The following is a 17,992-nucleotide window of genomic DNA, read 5'->3' as shown; positions in this document are numbered from 1 at the left end:
CGGCGTCCGGGCGGCTGGGGGTGGCCCGGTGGCCAGACGCTACCGGATTTCCTCTGCCCCGGCCGGTCGCGCGACCGCTTGGCGGAGGATGGCTCCCACCTGCTCGGTCTCGATGAGGAACCCGTCGTGCCCGTACGGGGAGGTGATGCTGACGTGCTCGGCGTGGGGCACCGCGGCGGCGATCTCCTCGGACAGCCGCGGCGGGTACAGCCGGTCGGAGTCGACGCTGGCCACGACCAGGCGTCCCATGACGCGCCTGAGCGCTGCCGCGACGCCGCCACGGTCGCGGCCGACGTCGTGGGAGTTCATCGCCTCGGTGAGCACGAGGTAGGAGTTGGCGTCGAAACGGGCCGCGATCTTGCCCGCGTGGTGGTCGAGGTAGCTCTCGACGGCGTAGCGGCCCCCACCCCCGACGGGCTGCTCGGCGCCCTGGGGCAGCCGGCCGAACCGCTCGTGCAGCTCGAGCTCGCTGCGGTAGGTCACGTGGGCGATCCGCCGGGCGATGCCGAGACCCTGCTCGGGGCCGGCGCCCCGCTCGTAGTAGTCGCCGCCGTGGAAGGCGGGGTCGCTGCGGATGGCGAGCAGCTGCGGCTGGCACCAGGCGATCTGCTCGGCCGTGGCGTAGGCGGTCGAGGCCAGCACGATGGCCGTCTCGACGCGCTCCGGATGGGTGACCGCCCACTCCAGCGAGCGCATGCCGCCCATCGACCCGCCGAGGACCGCGTTCCAGCGCTCGATGCCGAGCAGCTCGGCGAGCCGGGCCTCCACCGCCACCTGGTCGCGGATGGTCACGAACGGGAACCTGCTCCCCCACGGCCGGCCGTCGGGCGCCGTCGAGGCGGGGCCCGTGGTGCCCTGGCAGCCGCCGAGCACGTTGGCGGCGACGACGAAGTGGCGGTCGGTGTCGAAGGGGCAGCCGGGGCCGATGAGCCCGTCCCACCAGCCCGGCGTCGCGTGCCCCGGTCCGGCCGGACCGGAGACGTGGCTGTCGCCGGTGAGGGCGTGCTCGACCAGGATGGCGTTGTCGCGGGCCTCGTTGAGGGTGCCCCACGTCTCGTAGGCGACGGTGACGTCAGGCAGGCGCCCGCCGGCCTCGAGCTCGACGGGTCCCACCGAGACGAACCGCCGGTCCCCCACCGGGTCGCCCTCGCGCCACGCCCCCGCGGAGAGCCAGGCTCCCGAGGAGAGTCGAGGAGTCGACGACGTGGTGGTCATGGGGCACAGCTCCTGTGGTCGCGCTTGCCGCGACGGTCGCCGCGGCCCGGTCCTCACCCGGGGCACCCCACCGCGAGGAGGGTTGCCGTCCAGCGAGCCGGGGCTTCGCGCTGGAACTCGTGACCTTGGCGCCCAGCATAGGACCGGCGCCCGTCACGTGGTCCCCGCTGTCCGGTTTCTGGACGCTGCGCCGGTGCCGTCAGGCCGTGACGGTCGGGCGGAAGGCGACGTTGACCATGGCGGCCACCAACTGGGCCAGCCGGTAGTCGGGTTCGAGCGCCAGGGCCCGCTCGACGGCGGCCCGGGCCAGGGCTCCGTCGCCCAGCACGCACCACGCCACGTGGGCCAGCACGGTCAGGGCCGGGGCGGCCTCCTCCGCCGGCAGCATCCGGCACAGCTCGACCAGGCGGCCCTGCAGCCGGCGGGCCGCAATGGCTCGACCCCGGCTGCGGCGGGCCCCGACCCACGAGGCCCGCGGCAGGCAGCTGCGCAGCTGGTCGGGCAGGTCGCCGTCGAGGGCCTCCAGCGGCAGGGTCCCCGGGCTGAACCAGGCGATGAGCCCGTCACGCAGGTGGACGTCGCGCAGGGAGAGCGCGAGGTCGGCCACCTCCTCGGGGGCCAGGCCGTCGAGGGGCGGCCGTCCGGCCGACACGTCGCACACCACCGCCCAGCCGGAGAGCTGGCGCAGCCGTCGGGCGTCCCGGGCACGCTCGGCTGCTGCCGCTTCCGCCGCCCACTCGGCCTCGCGCTCGAGGTCACCGTCGAGGACCTCGGCCGGAGGCTCCTTGCAGCTCCTGCTCCCCACCACCCGCAGGAACGGGGGCACCGTCGGCGGCGGGGGCAACGGCAGCGCTCCGGTGACCGGGTCGGGGAGGTCACCTCGCGCCAACCCGAACGCCGCGCCGGCCGGCGCCCTGCCGAGGGTCCGGCCGGCGGCCCGCCACGTGGTGCGGGGTCCCACCTGCCGGATCGCCGCCGCCACCTCGGCGGACCGGACCGGGTCGGGGTCGAGCTGGCGGGTCACCGCCTCCCGGTCCGACAGGGGTGCGGTCTCCATGGCCACGAAGTCGGCCACTGCCGGGGTGTCCTCCGGCGCCGGGAGCGGCGCCCCGCCCTCGGGACAGCAGCCGGTCGCGCAGTCCACGGCATACCAGCGCCCCTCCCGCACGAGCAGGCGGTCCAGCACCTCCATGCCCCGCTGCTCGCAGGCGTCGCGCAGGGCGTCGAGCACCGGCACCGCACTGGATTGCGCCGACTCGTAGCCCACCAGCAGCACGGCCTCGGGCCGTTCGCGCTCCAGCGCGGGCAGGAGGGCGTCGACCGCAGCGTCGACCTCGTCAGCGGGCGGGAGGTCGAGGCGCTGGACCAGCCCGATGGACCGGTGGGACACCGCCACGACGACCACGGCCTCGTGCGGGTGGTAGCCGAGCTGGAACGGGAGGACGGCGAGGACGTCGGCGGGGCCGCGGAGCCTGATCGGGTTCATGGCCCCACGGTCGCGGCGCGCACCGGAGCCCCACGAGACTCCGTCGAGGTCCTGTGGAGGACGTGACGACGCCCCGGGTGGCTGTGCACAACCGGGGCGTCGACGGCCGTCAGGCCAGCGTCAGGTCAGCTCAGCGGACGACCTCGCCGGGCACCGTCTGCGCCTGCGCCGAGGCGCCACGCGGCGCACGCTCGCGCGCGCTCCGGGCGCCGCCGCTCCAACCGGTGCGCGAGTCAGCGGCCGTCCCTCGCTCCCAGGCGAGGAAGGCGTCGGTCTCGTTGACGATGGTCGCGGCGATCCAGGTCACGACCACCGCGTCGTCCGCGAGGCCGAAGATGCTGAGGAAGGCCTCGGGCACCAGGTCGAAGGGCGACAGCACGTAGGCGGCCGCCGCGGCGACGAGGAAGAGCTTGCCGGCCGTGGCGCCGCGGTACTCACCGCGGACGGTGGCGCGCAGCAGGCGCGGCAGGGCGGAGAGCCGCTCCCCCATGCTCGGACCCCCTGGCCGGACGGCGGTACGCAGGGCGGTGGCGAGGGTGCGGAACACTCCCCAGCGAGACATGGCCATCGGTGATCTCCCATCGTCCGGGCACGGTCGGCCGAACATTGAGCCAGTGGAACACAGTTCCAACGTCCGAGTGGCCGACACCATTCCCCTACCCGCTTCCAGCAGCGGTATGCCGCCCGCTCGGGTGAGCGGGCGGCATACCCAGGCGCCGTCGTCGGTGTCAGGCGGTCAGGCCGCGGCTGCGGCGCGGGAACTCGTGCCTCGCCTCCTCGGCGATCCGCTTGAGGAGGTAGGCGTCGAGGCCCGCGCCCACGGCACCACCGACGAAGGGGACGGCCTTGCCCATGCGCACCAGCGCCTTCTTGCCGACCTGGCTGATGAGGCGGAACGCGACGGCCTTGTTGACCACCATCAGGGCCGGCCCGGGCAGGCGCTGTGCGGCGAGGTTGGAGAGCCGGCCGGTGGTGGCCACGCCGGCCTTCTTGAGCAGGTCGTCGGAGTCGGCGCCGACGAGGGTGAGCAGGACGGCCGAGCGGATCTGCGGCTGGCGCAGGTCGTAGCCCCGGGCCGAGGCGACGGCCGCCACCATGCGGGTGGCCACGAGGTAGAACTCGACCACGTTGGCCGGCAGCGCGACCGGCAGCGTGACGAACCCGCCGAGCCCGGTGGCGAAGCCGCCGGCGGCTGCGAGCTTGAGGTGCGAGGAGACGATCACGTCGATCGCCTGCTCGCTGTCGGGGTGGTTCGACAGGGCGACGTCGGCGACCTGCTGCGCCGAGTGGAACGGTCCCCTGCCGTCGATGCCGGTGTCGAGGATGCCCTCGATGACCCGCACGACGCCGTTGCCGAACGCGCCGTGGTCCTGTGGGCCGGCGCCGGCCTGCTCGAGCGCCGACGGTCGCTTCCCCGCGGCGGTCGACGTCTCGCCGTGCTTGCCGCGGTCAAGGTCCAGAATGCCCATTTCGCCCTCCTCGTGACGGTGCGGCCATCCTGCCACGGGGCGCCCGGACCTGCCGGTCTATCGTGGGCGCATGGCTGACGCGCAGACCCCTGAGCAGCAGGTTCCCGAGTCGAAGTTCGCCGACTACGCCCACCCCGAGCGGCTGGTCTCCACGGCGTGGCTGGCGGAGCAGCTCGAGGCCGGAAACCCCGACGGCATCGTGGTGCTCGAGTCCGACGAGGACGTCCTGCTCTACGACACCGGCCACATCCCCGGTGCGCTCAAGCTCGACTGGCACCAGGACCTCAACGACCAGGTGACGCGCGACTACGTCGACAGCGAGCAGTTCGCGAAGGTCATGTCCGCCCGCGGGATCGGACGCGACACCACCGTCGTCATCTACGGCGACAAGAACAACTGGTGGGCCGCGTACGCGCTGTGGGTCATGACCCTCTTCGGCCACGAGGACGTGCGGCTGCTCGACGGCGGCCGCGCGAAGTGGGTCGCCGAGGGCCGCGAGATGACCAAGGACGTGCCGACGCCGCAGCCGGCCGACTACCCCGTCGTCGAGCGCGTCGACGCCCCGATCCGCGCCTTCAAGGACGACGTGCTGGCCCACCTCGGCCAGCCCCTGGTCGACGTGCGCTCCCCCGGCGAGTACTCCGGCGAGCTGCTGCACATGCCCGACTACCCGCAGGAGGGCGCCATGCGGGGCGGCCACATCCCCGGCGCCAAGTCGGTGCCGTGGGCGCGCGCGGCCAACGAGGACGGCACGTTCAAGTCGCGTGAGGAGCTCGAGGCGATCTACCTGCAGGAGCAGGGCCTGAAGCCGCAGGAGCCGACCGTGGCCTACTGCCGCATCGGCGAGCGCTCCTCGCACACCTGGTTCGTGCTGACCCACCTGCTCGGGTTCGAGGACGTGCGCAACTACGACGGCTCGTGGACCGAGTGGGGCAACGCCGTGCGCGTGCCCGTCGAGAAGAAGTAGGCGGTCCCCGTGCCCGACACCACCGGTCTGCCCGCCGAGCTGGCGGAGATCGCCGAGGACTTCGCGGAGCTGCCCGTCCCCGAGCGGCTCCAGCTGCTGCTGGAGTTCAGCGAGGAGCTGCCGGCGCTGCCGGAGCGGTATGCCGCGGCCCCCGAGTCGATGGAACAGGTGCACGAGTGCCAGTCGCCGCTGTTCCTCACCGTCGAGGTCGACGAGGAGTCCGCGCCCGAGCCGGGCAAGCGGGTCGTCTCGCTGTTCTTCTCCGCCCCTCCCGAGGCACCGACCACCCGCGGCTTCGCCGGCATCCTGCACCAGGGGCTCGACGGCCTCTCGGTCGACGAGATCCTCGCCGTGCCCGAGGACGCGCCCTACCGGTTCTCGCTCGCCGAGGCGGTCTCCCCGCTGCGGCTGCGGGGCATGGTGGGCATGCTCAGCCGCATCAAGCGGCAGGTCGCGCTGAAGTCCCGGGCTGCCTGAGCAGCCGATGACCGCCGCTGCCGGCGCGACCCCGGTCGTCGCGTCGCCATCCGGCCGCGTCGCGGTGGTGGCCGCGCCGCCCTCCTCCTCCACCACGCCGGCGCTGCTCGCCGTCGTCGGTGACGACCTGGTGCAGGTCGGGCCGGTCGAAGAGGTGGTCGCCGTCGTCGAGCGCCTCGAGCGCGACCGGTCGCCGCGCTGGACCTGGTGGGGGGCCGGCACCGACGCCCGGGCCCTCGTGTCCGCCCGCCTCCCGCTGGCCCGCTGCTGGGACGTCGCCGAGGCGCACCGCCTGCTCTCGGGAGGGTGGGAAGCCTCACCGCAGGTGGCCTGGGCGCACGCTCGGGAGCTGGACGCCGCAGCCCTGCCCGCGGCCTCGGCCGGCGACCTGTTCGACTTCGGCGTCGACGAGTCCCCCGGCGGCGAGGGCGAGCCCGTCGTCCTCGACGACCCGGTGCGCGCCGACGGCTACCTGCGACCCGACGTCGGCACGCCGGCCTGGCCGCTGACGGCCGAGCGGCTGGTCGCCTGGGGCCGCTCCGCGCTGGACTGCGCGGCCACGCAGGAGGCCCAGCTCAGGCGCCTGGGGCCGCGAGCCGTCGCGACCGCGCACTCGGAGTCGGCTGCGGCCCTGCTGTGCCTCGAGCTGGAGCGCGACGGGCTGCCCATCGACCGGCCCGCCGCCGAGCGCCTCATCGCCGAGGCAGCCGGACCGCGGCCCCGCGACGAGCGGCACGCCCGTGAGGTGCGCGCCGAGCGCGATGCCGTCGTGCTGCGGCTCGCACCCGGGCGCGAGCACACCGACCTGCGCAACCCGGTGCAGGTGCGCGAGCTGCTGCTCAGCGTGGGCGTCGACGTGCCCAACACCCGCAAGGGGGTGCTGGCGCCCTACCGCGACACCCACCCGCTGGTCGCGGCGCTGCTGGACTGGCGCACGGCCGAGCGCATCGCCACCACCTACGGCTACCCCTGGCTCGAGGCCCACGTCGGGGCCGACGACCGGCTGCGCGGCTCCTGGACCGCCTGCGACGGCGCGGCGGGGCGGATGACCGCCCAGAACGGCCTGCACAACCTGCCGACCTCGCTGCGGCCGGCCGTCGCCGCGCAGCCCGGCCACGTCCTCGTCCGTGCCGACCTCGGGCAGATCGAGCCCCGTGTGCTGGCAGCGGTGTCGGGTGACCGGGCGTTCGCCGCGGCCACCCTCTCCGACGACCTGTACGCGCCGGTCGCCCAGACCCTGGGTGTGGAACGGGCGGTCGCCAAGGTCGCGGTGCTGGGCGCCATGTACGGCGGCCGCCGGGGCGCGGCCGCCGACGCGCTCAAGGGACTCGAGCGCGCGTACCCCACCGCCATGGCCTACCTCGACCAGATGTATGCCGCGGGCGTGCGCCGCGAGGTGCTGCGCACCTTCGGTGGCCGTGCCGTCCACACCGGGGGCTTCCTGCCCTTCGGCCAGCCCGGTGACGCGGCCCTCGGCGACGACCCGGCGCGGGCCGCGGCCCGGGGTCGCTACGCCCGCAACGCGGTCATCCAGGGCGCTGCGGCCGAGCTGTTCAAGGCGTGGGCGGCCACCGTGCGGGCCACGACCCGCGACCTCGGGGCCCAGATCGTGCTCTGCCTGCACGACGAGCTGCTCGTGCACGTGCCCGCGGAGCACGCCGAGGATGCCCGTGCCCGGGTGGTGACCGCGCTGAACGACAGCGCGCGCCGGTGGACCGGCTCGACGCAGGTGCGGTTCGTGGCCGACACGGCGGTGGTCAACCGCTGGTCGGAGGCCAAGGAGTGAGGTCCGTGCCACGCTGTGCGCATGAGTGACGTCATCAGCACCGCGCGGCAGGCGAGCGACCACCCCGCCCTCGAGACCGCGGCCCGGGTCGGCTACGCCGTCAGCGGCCTGCTCCACCTGCTCATCGGGTGGATCGCGCTGCAGGTCGCCTGGGGCATCGGAGGGTCGGGGAAGAGCGCCGACCAGAGCGGGGCGCTGCAGTCGCTGGCCGGCAACGGCGCCGGCAAGCTGGCGCTGTGGGTCGGCGTGCTCGGCTTCCTCGGCCTCGGGTTGTGGCAGCTGGCCGACGCCGCCTTCGGCCACCCGGGCTCCGACAAGGACGCCTGGATGTCCAAGGTCAAGTCCTTCAGCAAGGCGGTCGTCTACCTCGCGCTGGCGTGGACGACGTTCACCTTCGCCCGCGGGAAGTCCAGCAGCAGCAAGAGCCAGACCGTGGACCTCACCCAGCAGCTGATGAGCAAGCCGGGCGGCCAGTGGCTCGTGGGCATCGTCGGCCTCGTCGTCATCGGCGTGGGTGTCTACCACGTGTGGAAGGGCGCGACCGAGGGGTTCCTGAAGGACCTCGAGGACGACCCCGGCACCTGGGCGGTCCGCCTCGGTGTCGTCGGCTACATCGCCAAGGGGGTGGCACTGACCGTCGTCGGCGTGCTCTTCGGGCTCGCTGCGCTGCACGCCAACCCCAAGGAGGCCAAGGGCCTCGACGGTGCCCTGCGCACGCTGAAGGACCAGCCGTTCGGCCCGGGTCTGCTGACCGCCGTGGCTCTCGGCATCGCCGCCTACGGCATCTACAGCTTCACCCGGGCGCGACACGCGCGCGTCTGACCGCGGCACACCGCCTCGTCGCGGCAGGAACGCCGAAGGGGCGGGGACACGCGGTCCCCGCCCCTTCGGCGTTGTTCGGTGCTTCTCCGTCAGGCGGTCGGGCCTTCGTCGTCGTCTTCGGCCACGTTGCGCAGGAACTGCTCGAGCTCGGCGCCGATCTCGTCGGCCGAGGGCAGCTCGCTGACGTCGGTGGCGAGCAGGCTCGGCTTCTGCAGGCCCTCGACGAAGGTGTCGTACTGGCGCTCGAGGGCGGCCACCACCTGGGCGACCTCCTCGGACCCGGCGAGCTCCTGGGCGATCTCGGCGCGGTTGAGCCCGGCCGCCGCCACCAGGTCGTCGATCGGCAGGTTGAGCGCGGTGGCGCCGGTGATCGCGTTGAGCGCGGTCACTGCGCCGTCGGCGAACTCGGACTGCGCCAGGTAGTGCGGCACGTGGATGGCGAAGCCCATCGCGTCGTGGCCCGACTCCCCCAGTCGCAGCTCGAGCAGCGACGCCAGGCTGCCGGGCACCTCGACGCGGCCGAACGGGTTGAGCTGCTCAGGGATCAGGCGGGGGTCGGTGGCGTGGGCCGTCATGCCGATCGGACGGGTGTGCGGGACCGCCATCGGGATGCCGTGCGCGCTGACGACGAGGTCGACGCCCAGGGCCACGACGAGCTGGCGGATGGCCTCGACGACCCGCTCCCACTGGTAGTCCGGCTCGGGGCCGGTGAGCAGGAAGAACGGGGTGCCGTCGCGGTCGACGAGGCGGTGCAGGGCCAGGCAGGGGTCCTCGTAGCTGAGCCAGCGGTTGGTGTCGAAGACCATGCCGGGGCGGCGACCGCGGTAGTCGAGCAGCTGGTCGACGTCGAAGGAGGCCACCACGGACCCCTCGGTCGTGGCCAGCAGGTGGTCGCTCAGGAGGCGCTGGGTGTTGCCGGCGTCGACGAAGCCACCGAGCGTCACGATCATCACCGAGGCCCGCAGCTCCTGCGGTTCGGCGTCGGTCTCGAAGCGGTAGAGCTCGGACGGGTTCTGCACGGTCAAACCTCTCTCAGGGTGGTCCTTCTCGAGGGATCAACACCACAGTCTGCCAAGGTGTTCCTCACCTGCGCGCCGAGAGGTCGGGCGGCCCCGGGCTGACCGGTGCGCCGAGAGGTCGAGCGGCCCCGGACTGACCGGACGACGGCAGGGCCGAGGAGGGCGTTCGTCAGGAGGCCAGGGCGGCCATCGCCTTGCGGATCCGCTTCTCCGAGACCGGCTGCGCGGTGCCGAGGCCGTTGGCGAACAGGCTGACCCGCAGCTCCTCGATCATCCAGCCCACGTCGAGCACGGGCTGCGAGCGGCGGTCCACGGGTGCCAGGGAGTCGAGGAGGTCGGCGTAGGCCTCCTCGACCCGGTCGACGACCTCCTGCCCCTGTGCGTCGCGGGCCAGGGCGGTCGGAGCCTTCTCGATGCGCTGCAGCATCCCGCGCAGGTAGCGGCGCAGGTGCGGCAGCCGGGCCAGGCCCGTGTCGGCGACGAAGCCCGGGTAGACCAGGCTGTGCAGCTGTGCCTGCAGGTCGGCGGCCAGCGGGGCCACCGCCGGGCCATGGAGCGCCGCCAGCCGTTGCTCCACCTCACGGGCGAGGACGAGCGCCGGCTCGACCTCGTCGACGACGTTCAGCACCCGCGTGACGACGTGGGTGCGCACCGCGGAGAGCACGTCCTCGAACGCCTCCGGGTCGCGCACCGGTCCGGGCCGGCGCTCGGCCACGACGGCGTCGACGGCGCACGCGAGGCAGTCCTCCAGCAGGGCCGGCACGCTGCCGTGGGGGTTGCTGCCCAGCGTCAGCTTCTGGGTGTTGGTGAGCCGGGCGAGGACGCGCTTCCACGGCGCCGACGTGTTGAGCAGGAGCAGGCGCCGCACCCCGAGCCGGGTGGCCGCCTCAGCCTCCCGCTCCCCCGGCAGCACGAGCAGGTCGACGGAGTCTCCACGGTCCACGAGCGCCGGGTATCCCTGCACCACCTGGCCGCCGGACCGCGTCTCGAACGTCGGGGGCAGGGCACCGAAGTCCCACTGCTTCAGGCCCTTGCGCTCGATCGCCGCGCCTGCGCGCGACATCCGGCGCTGCACCTGGCCGGCCAGCTGCGCCTTCAGCTGCTCGAGGTCCTTGCCGCCGGCGAGCGAACGGCCGCGGTCGTCGTCGACGCTGAAGGTGATGCGCAGGTGGTCGGGCACCCGGGTGACGTCCCACTCCTGCTGGGGCACCTGCACGCCCGTACGCGCGTGCAGCACCCGTGAGAGCTCGTCGACCAGCCGTCGTCCACCACCCGGCTGGGCGTCACGCAGAGCAGCGGCGGCGTGGTCGGGCGTGGGCACGAAGTGCCGGCGGGTGGCCTTGGGCAGCGACTTCAGCAGGGCGGTGGCGAGGTCGGCGCGCAGCCCGGGGACCTGCCAGTCGAACCCCTCGTCGTGCACCTGGTTGAGCACCTGCACGGGGATGTGCACCGTCACGCCGTCGGCCGCCGCGCCCGGCTCGAACTGGTAGGTCAAGGGCAGCTCGAGGCCACCCTGCCGCCAGGTTCGGGGGTAGTCGCCGGCGGAGACCTCCTCGGCCGACTCGCTCGTCAGCAGCTCCTCGGTGAACGTCAACAGGTCCGGTGTCTCGCGACGCGCCTTCTTCCACCAGCTGTCGAAGTGCCGTGCCGACACGACGCCGGCCGGGACGCGCCGGTCGTAGAACTCGACGAGCGTCTCGTCGTCGACGATGAGGTCCCGCCGGCGTGCCCTCTCCTCGAGCTCTGAGAGGCGTTGCAGCAGAGCGCGGTTCGCGCGGAAGAACTCGTGGTGGGTCTCCCAGTCGCCCTCCACCAGCGCGTGCCGGATGAACAGGTCGCGCGACTCCTCGGGGTTGATCCGCCCGTACTGCACGGTGCGCGCCGCGACCAGCGGGACGCCGTACAGCGTCACCCGCTCGGTGGCCAGGGCCGCGCCCTGTTTCCGTGACCAGCGCGGCTCGCTGTAGGTGCGCTTGACCAGGTGGGCGGCCAGCCGCTCCGCCCAGACCGGGTCGATCCGGGCGTTCGTGCGTGCCCACAGCCGGCTCGTCTCCACCAGCTCGGCCGACATCACCCAGGTCGGCTGCCGCCGGAACAGCGTCGAGCCCGGCGAGATGGCGAACCGGGCCCCGCGGGCGCCGAGGTAGTCGCGCTTGACCTCATCGCGCAGGCCGACGTGCGAGAGCAGCCCGGCGAGCAGCGCCTGGTGGATGACGTCAGCCTTCGGCTCCTCGTCCCGGGCCGCGGTTGCCCGGTCGGGGTCGAGGCCCTGCTGCCGGCACGCCTGGCGCAGCTGGGTGTGCAGGTCCTGCCACTCGCGCACGCGCAGGTAGTGCAGGAACTCGGCCTTGCACATGCGGCGGAAGGCGCTGCCGCTCAACGCCTTCTGCTGCTCCTTGAGGTAGCGCCACAGGGTGAGCAGGGAGATGAAGTCGGAGTGCTCGTCGCGGAACCGCGCGTGCGACTGGTCGGCCTGGGTCTGCTTGTCGGCCGGCCGCTCGCGCGGGTCCTGCATCGACAGTGCCGCGACGATGACGAGCACCTCACGGGTGCACCCGAGCTTGTCCGCCTCGAGCAGCATGCGTCCCAGCCGCGGGTCCACGGGCAGCCGCGCCAGTGCCTTCCCGTATGCCGTGAGCCGTCGTCCGCGGCCCCGTCCCCGCTTCGGTGCGGGGCCCGCGGGCGCCGCCTCCGCGGCATACCCGGTGTCGAAGGCCTGGAGCTCCTCGAGGAGGCGGACGCCGTCGGCGACCTGCCGCGAGTCGGGGGCGTCGACGAACGGGAACGCGGCGATGTCACCGAGGCCGAGCGAGGTCATCTGGAGGATGACCGACGCGAGGCTGGTGCGCTGGATCTCCGGCTCGGTGAACTCCGGCCGGCTCTGGAAGTCGTCCTCGGAGTAGAGCCGGACGCAGATGCCGTCGGCGACGCGGCCGCACCGGCCGGCGCGCTGGTTGGCACTGGCCTGCGAGACCGGCTCGATCGGCAGGCGCTGGACCTTGGTGCGCTGGCTGTAGCGGGAGATGCGCGCGGTGCCGGCGTCGACGACGTAGCGGATGCCCGGCACGGTCAGCGACGTCTCGGCGACGTTGGTGGCAAGGACGACCCGGCGGCCACCGTGGCGGCTGAAGACCCGGTGCTGCTCGGCTGCCGAGAGCCGCGCGAACAGCGGGAGCACCTCGGTGTCGGGCAGTCCCATCGAGGCGAGCGCGTCTGCGGTGTCACGGATCTCGCGCTCCCCCGACAGGAAGACCAGGATGTCCTGGCCGCCCCCGTCGCCCCGGTTCTCGGTCCACAGCTCCTCGACGGCGTCGCAGACCCCGGTGACCTGGTCGCGCTCCTCGGCGTCCTCGCGGTCGGGGTCGACCAGTGGGCGGTAGCGGACCTCCACCGGGTACGTGCGACCGGAGACCTCGACGACCGGTGCGGGCGTGCCGTCCGGCTGCGCGAAGTGGCGGGCGAACTTGTCGGGGTCGATGGTCGCCGAGGTGATGACGACCTTGAGGTCCGGCCGGCGCGGCAGCAGCTGCTTGAGGTAGCCGAGGATGAAGTCGATGTTGAGCGACCGCTCGTGCGCCTCGTCGATGATGATCGTGTCGTACTTGCGCAGGTCGCGGTCGTGCTGCATCTCGTTCAGGAGGATGCCGTCGGTCATGACCTTGACCAGCGTGTTGTCGCTGGCGAGGTCGGTGAACCGGACCTGGTAGCCGATCGCACCGCCGAGCTCGACCTCCAGCTCCTCGGCGATGCGCTCGGCCACCGAGCGGGCGGCGATGCGCCGCGGCTGGGTGTGGCCGATGAGCCCCTCGCGGCCGCGGCCGATCTCGAGGCAGATCTTCGGCAGCTGGGTGGTCTTGCCCGAGCCGGTCTCGCCCGCGACGACGACGACCTGGTGGTCGCGGATGGCCGCCGCGATGTCGTCCTTGCGCTCCACCACCGGCAGGTGCTCCGGGTAGTGCAGGTCGGGAACGGGAACCGCCCGGCGCGGTGGCCGCTGTGGTCCGCGCGGACGCCGCGCGCCTCGGCCGCCTCCACCACGACGGGACGCACCCCGGCCGTCCGTCCCCCGCTCGACGTTCCGTTCCCGGGCCTCGGGCTTCCGTTCCCGGGCCTCGGCCTTCCGCTCCCGGGCCTGCGGGGACCCGCCCGACGCGGGGTCGTCGGAGCGCGGGCTGGACATGCGGCCAGCATACGTGCGCAGCCGACGGCCCCACGCGCTCACCCAATTGGGCGAGCGGGCCAGTCCCTGATCCCTAGTGGCGATGCTGTACGGAGGTTTCCGGCCCCGTCGTTAGCGTCGAGAACGATCCCGTGAACGGCGGGGAGAACGATGGGAGAACACCGATGCGCACCAGCCGCTTGTCCATCGCGGTCGTCGCCTCCACGACGATCGCGCTCGTAGGCGCCACCGGGGCGAGCGCCCACCCCACCACCGCCACCAAGGCACCGAGGGCACCCAGGGTGGTCACCCTCACCGACCGTGTGATCGCACCGTTCCAGATCGCGGTGCGCAACGGCTACATCAACCACGACCACGGCGTCTACGTCGCCGACGGCGGCACTCAGACGGTGTCGCGGATCCGATCGAACGGCACTCTGAGCACCGTTGCGACCTTCCCGGGTAAGGACAGCGACGTGGCGGGCCTGGCCTGGTCGCGGGCCGGCCGCACCCTCGCGTGGACGTCGACCGACCACGCCAAGGGCGAGTCGTGGCTCAACCTGACCCGGTCCGACGTCGGCACCCGCCGCTTCTCCCTCTCGGACTACGAGAAGAGCGCAAACCCCGACGGTGACGTCCACTACGGGATCAAGAACCCGACCCAGTGCCAGATCGACGCGTTCAAGAAGCTGGGGCCGGACGCTCCCCCGGCGAGCTACACGGGCATCAAGGACTCCCACCCGTACTCCGTCGTGCAGTGGGGTGACTACTGGGTCGTCGCCGACGCCGGTGGCAACGACCTCGTCAAGGTCGACAACCAGGGCCACATCTCCACGCTGGCAGTCCTGCCGCCGCAGCCGGTGAAGATCACCAAGGCCGCGGCAGCCGCCAACCACCTGCCGTCCTGTGTCGTCGGCGCGACCTACGCGTTCGAACCCGTACCGACCGACGTCGAGGTCGGACCGCACGGGCTGCTGTACGTCACCACCCTGCCCGGCGGCCCGGAGGACCCGAGCCTCGGCGCCCGGGGGTCGGTGTACGTGGTCAACGGCTACACCGGTCAGACGCTGCGGATCGCCACCGGCTTCGCCGGGGCCACCAACCTCGCGCTGGCCGGCCGCACCATCTTCGTCACGGAGCTGTTCGCTGGACGGATCTCCACCGTCCACCAGGGCAAGCCGCGACCCTTCCTGACGCTGCCGGGCGCCCTGTCGGTGGAGTACAGCGCCGGCCACCTCTACGCCGGGACCATGGCCCCGATGGACCAGAAGACCGGCAAGGTCACCGGCAAGGGCCGGGTCGTCGAGATTCGCAGGTGAGGAGCGAACGAGTCACCCGTCGGGACAGCCGCTCAGGTGAGCGGTCGCCGCAGCCAGTGGGTCTCTCCCGGTTCCAGCAGGAGCCGGGAGAGCCCCGTGCCGCCGTGAGCGGGCGACGCGGAGCCGCTGCGCCCGCCGCCCAGGTCCTGCGTGTGGTCGTCGCCGACGAGTCGTGCAGCTTCCGAGACGGCCTCGGCTTCCTGCTGCGGACCGGTGGCGTGGAGGTGGTCTCGTCGGTCGGCGAGCTGCCGAGCCTCCTCGAGTCGGTCGGCCGGCACGCCCCGGACGTCGTCGTCGTCGAGGCTGACCTCCGGGCCAGCGGCCCAGGGTCCGGTGTCGCCGCGGTGCTCCGGCTGAAGGCCGAACAGCCCTTGCTGGGATGCCTCGTGGTGGCGGACCACCTCCGGCACGAGCACGTGCTGGCCCTGCTCGACGGCGCGGGCCCTGGCAGTGGCTACCTGCTCAAGGGAACGGAGCGCGACGTCCTCGGTCTGCTCGATGCCCTGTGGCGCGTGGCACGAGGCGGCCTGGCGCTCTCGCCCGAGGTGGTCGAGTCGATGGTGGCCGCACGCCGCGCATCGGCACCCCTCGCCGGCCTGGGACAACGCGACCTGCAGGTGCTCACGCTGGTGGCGGAGGGACGCTCCAACGCCGGCATCGCCGAGGCCCTCCGGCTGTCGACGAGGACCACCGACCACCACGTCAGCGACCTGCTGCGCGACCTCGGCGTGGAGCACGACGGCACCGACTACGGCCGCGCCCTGGCCACCCTGGCCCTGCTGCGCTCCTGAGCCTTCTCCCACGCCTGGTTGACCTGCTTCCCCCGCGTGTAGGCAGTCGTGCCGCCCTTCAGGCCCCAGGCCGTGAGCAGCATGGTCCGGGCGTCCGCCCCGCTGCGGGTGGCACTCGCCCAGTCGGCTCGGGCGGCACGCACGGGGCGCATGGCCCGTTCCCTGGCGGCGGCGCGCACCCGCTGCCGCAGCGGGAGCGGCCGGTATGCGCCCGGCGGAGTGCCCGGCGGAGCGCCCGGTGGAGGGTTCGGCGGCGTGGTGGCCTTGGGCGCCGGCCTGACGCGCCACGGGACGCCGTCTCGAGCCTCGGAGGCCAGGCCGTGTCGCAGCCGATCCCCCGCGCTGCTGAACCCGACCGGCCCCTGCGTCTTGCCCGAGAGGCCGCGTGCGAGGGCACCGGCGCGCAGCGCCCCGGTGGCGAAGCCGACCGTGTCGAGGGCCGCCTCCTCGGCCAGGGTGCTCCACTGCCCCTCGTCGTAGGCGACCTTGACGACACCGTCGAGCAGGAACCCGCTGGCGGTCGCTGTCGCGCCGACCGCCACCGCCACCGGCCGCCAGGTGGGGACGAGCGCGGCACACGCGGCGTTGGCGCTGACCGAGTCGGACAGCCGGGCGGCACCCTTGACGGTGTCGTACTGCAGCGAGTCGGTCAGGGAATCGTGGGCGAGACCACCGAGGAGCCGGCTGCACCGGCGGTCGGCCTCGTCGAACCGCTTGCGCGCGGCGCACCACCGGCGCTCGTTGTCGAGCACCTCACCAGCAGCCTCCACCATCAGCCGTTGCAGCTCCGGCACCCGGGCCCGCTCCTGCGGCAGCTCGCTGGTCTCCGCGCGGCCCAGCGCCTCGAGGTACCGGTCGCGCCGCAGCAGTCCCCTCTCCCGCAGGGTGATGGCGAGGTTGCACTCCTGCTGGGCCTCGCGGAACGCGCAGGCAAACTCGCGCAGGGCAGCCGCGGCGCCGGCATACCGCTGGGCCACCGCGTCGAGCACCGGTGGCAGCGCGACGACCTCGGCGGCGAAGGCCCGCCCAGCCGGGCTGTCCCACCTCGAGCCGTGTCGCAGGGCCAGCAGCCGTTCCTGCGCCGAGGCGACGCGCTGTGCCTCGGCGCGCAACCCGGCGGCGAAGCCCTCCACGACGTCGGGGCTCCCCGGGATCGGCGCGTAGCCGCCTCTCACCGCAACGGTCCCCCCATCGCGTCGGCCACCCGGGCCTCCACCTCGACGTAGCCGGCGCCGGCCGTGTGGGCCGCCAGCCCGAGCGACTCGAGGCGGCGCGCGAGGAGCAGCCGGTAGCGCTCCCAGTTGCCGAGCACGTCGGTCACCGCCCCACCCGTGTCACCCGGCCCGAACGCCCACGGCTCCACGCCGGTCACCCGGCCGAGGGCGGCGAGGAACGCGCGGACCTCCTCCAGCTCGTCGCCGAGCCGGACGAGGTCGTCGGCGCTGACCGCGATCTCAGGCATGACGGCGAGGCTAGGCCGATCCGTGGCCGGGGCCGGCCGGTTGTCCACAGGGTCTGGCCGGACCCCACCGGGACAGGGTGGCGCCGGGCACGGCCGAGGGGGGTGCCGTGCCCGGCGCGGGGGTGGGGCGTCAGGACACTCGGGCGGCGGGTCAGGCCACCCTGTGGAAGGTCAGGCCACGCGGATGAAGCGCAGGCGCCAGGCTTCCGGGCCGCGCTCGAGGTAGTCGACCGCGAAGGCACCGGGCGCACGTCCCTCGAGCTGCTTGAGCAGCGGCTGCGGGTCGTGGGGCGCGACGAGCACCATGCCGGAGCCGGTCCGGACGGCGTCGAGGGCGCCGAAGATCGTGGCGTGTCGGATGGCGTGCGGCACCGTGCGGGCGTCGAGCTCGGGCAGCTCGGCACCGTCGGTCTCGCCACACGAGCAGGCACCGCCGCAGCCGCCGGTGGTCGTGGCCGCATCTGCCGCGGCCTCCTCGTGGCCGTGCCCGCGCCCGTGGTCGGGGCCGTGGTCGTGCGCGTGGCCGCTGTGGTCGTCATGCCCACCGAGCAGCTCGTGCATACCGGCCAGCGCACCGGCGACCGACACCTCGGGCGAGCTGGCCAGCAGCGGCAGCACCTGCTCGTTCTCCTTGGTGAGGTGGCTCTCGAAGGTCACTGCCAGCGCGCGGGCCTCCGCGGCTGCCTCGACCTGCGACGGTGCCGTCCTGAGGCCCTCGACCAGGGAGAGGATCAGCTGGTGCTCGGCCAGCATCGCGTCGATGAGCAGGCGGGCCCGGTCGTCGCGGTGGGCCGGCGGGTACATCGCCTTCTCCTCGGCGAGGGCGTGCGGCACGAGGTCGCGCTGGGCCCAGCGCACCAGGTCGTCGCGGGCGGCGAGCGCCGTCTCGTCGTCAGCGGCGGAGGCCACCCGGCGGGCCAGGGCCTGCAACGTGCCGGCCATCTCTGCGTGGTGGCTCTTGACCGCCTCGACGGCGGCGGCGTCCTGCTCGGTCGATGCGATGACGACGGTGTCCACGAT

At 73.5% G+C, this 17,992-nt stretch carries 15 protein-coding genes and 1 riboswitch; of the genes, 6 read left to right on the top strand and 9 right to left on the bottom strand.

Going from position 1 to position 17,992, the window contains the following annotated elements; translation table 11 throughout:
• Window positions 1–39: 39 nt before the first annotated feature.
• From metX to BMW78_RS18275, 4 genes are all read right to left on the bottom strand, one after another.
• On the bottom strand, window positions 40–1,215 hold the full coding sequence (gene metX, locus BMW78_RS18290) for a homoserine O-acetyltransferase MetX (protein WP_091762683.1): 1,176 nt from the start codon (window positions 1,213–1,215) through the stop codon (window positions 40–42).
• A gap of 15 nt (window positions 1,216–1,230) precedes the next feature.
• A riboswitch (SAM riboswitch) is annotated at window positions 1,231–1,340 on the bottom strand.
• A 74-nt stretch (window positions 1,341–1,414) separates the two neighbouring features.
• Window positions 1,415–2,701, bottom strand: coding sequence for a DUF4192 domain-containing protein (locus BMW78_RS18285; protein WP_091762681.1), 1,287 nt, complete (start codon window positions 2,699–2,701; stop codon window positions 1,415–1,417).
• Between the two features lie 130 nt (window positions 2,702–2,831).
• Window positions 2,832–3,191 (bottom strand): YkvA family protein, encoded by a 360-nt coding sequence (locus tag BMW78_RS18280; protein WP_245735969.1) that lies wholly within the window; start codon window positions 3,189–3,191, stop codon window positions 2,832–2,834.
• 238 nt (window positions 3,192–3,429) lie between these two features.
• A complete protein-coding gene (locus tag BMW78_RS18275) occupies window positions 3,430–4,170 on the bottom strand; it encodes an EcsC family protein (RefSeq protein ID WP_091762677.1) in 741 nt (246 codons plus the stop codon).
• A 70-nt stretch (window positions 4,171–4,240) separates the two neighbouring features.
• Here BMW78_RS18275 and BMW78_RS18270 point away from each other — a divergent pair, with 70 nt between their 5' ends.
• Genes BMW78_RS18270 through BMW78_RS18255 form a run of 4 tightly spaced genes read left to right on the top strand, consistent with a single transcriptional unit; the run spans window position 4,241 to window position 8,222 of the window.
• Window positions 4,241–5,137 (top strand): sulfurtransferase, encoded by an 897-nt coding sequence (locus BMW78_RS18270; protein ID WP_091762675.1) that lies wholly within the window; start codon window positions 4,241–4,243, stop codon window positions 5,135–5,137.
• Window positions 5,138–5,146: 9 nt separating this feature from the next.
• The gene (locus BMW78_RS18265) at window positions 5,147–5,614 is read left to right on the top strand and encodes a SufE family protein (protein WP_091762673.1); all 468 of its coding nucleotides are present in this window, start codon (window positions 5,147–5,149) and stop codon (window positions 5,612–5,614) included.
• A gap of 7 nt (window positions 5,615–5,621) precedes the next feature.
• On the top strand, window positions 5,622–7,400 hold the full coding sequence (locus BMW78_RS18260) for a DNA polymerase (protein WP_091762671.1): 1,779 nt from the start codon (window positions 5,622–5,624) through the stop codon (window positions 7,398–7,400).
• Window positions 7,401–7,421: 21 nt separating this feature from the next.
• The gene (locus BMW78_RS18255) at window positions 7,422–8,222 is read left to right on the top strand and encodes a DUF1206 domain-containing protein (RefSeq protein WP_091762669.1); all 801 of its coding nucleotides are present in this window, start codon (window positions 7,422–7,424) and stop codon (window positions 8,220–8,222) included.
• Window positions 8,223–8,311: 89 nt separating this feature from the next.
• Here the strand turns inward: BMW78_RS18255 and BMW78_RS18250 are convergent, their stop codons facing one another.
• Together BMW78_RS18250 and hrpA are read right to left on the bottom strand one after the other, a co-directional pair.
• On the bottom strand, window positions 8,312–9,241 hold the full coding sequence (locus tag BMW78_RS18250; RefSeq protein WP_091762830.1) for a PAC2 family protein: 930 nt from the start codon (window positions 9,239–9,241) through the stop codon (window positions 8,312–8,314).
• 169 nt (window positions 9,242–9,410) lie between these two features.
• Window positions 9,411–13,421 (bottom strand): ATP-dependent RNA helicase HrpA, encoded by a 4,011-nt coding sequence (gene hrpA, locus BMW78_RS18245; RefSeq protein WP_091762667.1) that lies wholly within the window; start codon window positions 13,419–13,421, stop codon window positions 9,411–9,413.
• Window positions 13,422–13,585: 164 nt separating this feature from the next.
• Between hrpA and BMW78_RS18240 the strand changes: the two genes are divergently transcribed.
• Window positions 13,586–14,719, top strand: a complete 1,134-nt coding sequence (locus BMW78_RS18240; protein ID WP_091762665.1) for a ScyD/ScyE family protein — start codon at window positions 13,586–13,588, stop codon at window positions 14,717–14,719.
• A gap of 104 nt (window positions 14,720–14,823) precedes the next feature.
• Entirely contained in the window at window positions 14,824–15,510 is a 687-nt protein-coding gene (locus BMW78_RS18235) for a response regulator transcription factor (RefSeq protein ID WP_143056331.1), read from the top strand.
• Here BMW78_RS18235 and BMW78_RS18230 read toward each other — a convergent pair.
• The 3 genes from BMW78_RS18230 to BMW78_RS21370 form a co-directional block, all read right to left on the bottom strand.
• The gene (locus tag BMW78_RS18230; protein ID WP_143056330.1) at window positions 15,468–16,685 is read right to left on the bottom strand and encodes a hypothetical protein; all 1,218 of its coding nucleotides are present in this window, start codon (window positions 16,683–16,685) and stop codon (window positions 15,468–15,470) included. The genes BMW78_RS18235 and BMW78_RS18230 overlap by 43 nt on opposite strands.
• A complete protein-coding gene (locus tag BMW78_RS18225; RefSeq protein WP_091762660.1) occupies window positions 16,682–16,972 on the bottom strand; it encodes a hypothetical protein in 291 nt (96 codons plus the stop codon). The genes BMW78_RS18230 and BMW78_RS18225 overlap by 4 nt, the downstream gene beginning before the upstream one ends.
• Before the next feature lie 171 nt (window positions 16,973–17,143).
• Complete coding sequence (locus tag BMW78_RS21370) at window positions 17,144–17,989, bottom strand: DUF2249 domain-containing protein (protein WP_091762658.1); 846 nt, start codon at window positions 17,987–17,989, stop codon at window positions 17,144–17,146.
• Between the last annotated feature and the right edge of the window lie 3 nt (window positions 17,990–17,992).

This window comes from Pedococcus cremeus, assembly GCF_900111375.1.
GTDB classification, from domain to species: Bacteria; Actinomycetota; Actinomycetes; order Actinomycetales; family Dermatophilaceae; genus Pedococcus_A; species Pedococcus_A cremeus.
This window is presented reverse-complemented; position numbering and strand designations above follow the sequence as displayed.

Bases quoted from the DNA above. Each gene is read 5' to 3' on its own strand.
- metX (WP_091762683.1), bottom strand. From the start codon at position 1,215: ATGACCACCACGTCGTCGACTCCTCGACTCTCCTCGGGAGCCTGGCTC.
- BMW78_RS18285 (WP_091762681.1), bottom strand. From the start codon at position 2,701: ATGAACCCGATCAGGCTCCGCGGCCCCGCCGACGTCCTCGCCGTCCTC.
- BMW78_RS18280 (WP_245735969.1), bottom strand. From the start codon at position 3,191: ATGGGGGAGCGGCTCTCCGCCCTGCCGCGCCTGCTGCGCGCCACCGTC.
- BMW78_RS18275 (WP_091762677.1), bottom strand. From the start codon at position 4,170: ATGGGCATTCTGGACCTTGACCGCGGCAAGCACGGCGAGACGTCGACC.
- BMW78_RS18270 (WP_091762675.1), top strand. From the start codon at position 4,241: ATGGCTGACGCGCAGACCCCTGAGCAGCAGGTTCCCGAGTCGAAGTTC.
- BMW78_RS18260 (WP_091762671.1), top strand. From the start codon at position 5,622: ATGACCGCCGCTGCCGGCGCGACCCCGGTCGTCGCGTCGCCATCCGGC.
- BMW78_RS18255 (WP_091762669.1), top strand. From the start codon at position 7,422: ATGAGTGACGTCATCAGCACCGCGCGGCAGGCGAGCGACCACCCCGCC.
- hrpA (WP_091762667.1), bottom strand. From the start codon at position 13,421: ATGTCCAGCCCGCGCTCCGACGACCCCGCGTCGGGCGGGTCCCCGCAG.
- BMW78_RS18240 (WP_091762665.1), top strand. From the start codon at position 13,586: ATGCGCACCAGCCGCTTGTCCATCGCGGTCGTCGCCTCCACGACGATC.
- BMW78_RS18225 (WP_091762660.1), bottom strand. From the start codon at position 16,972: ATGCCTGAGATCGCGGTCAGCGCCGACGACCTCGTCCGGCTCGGCGAC.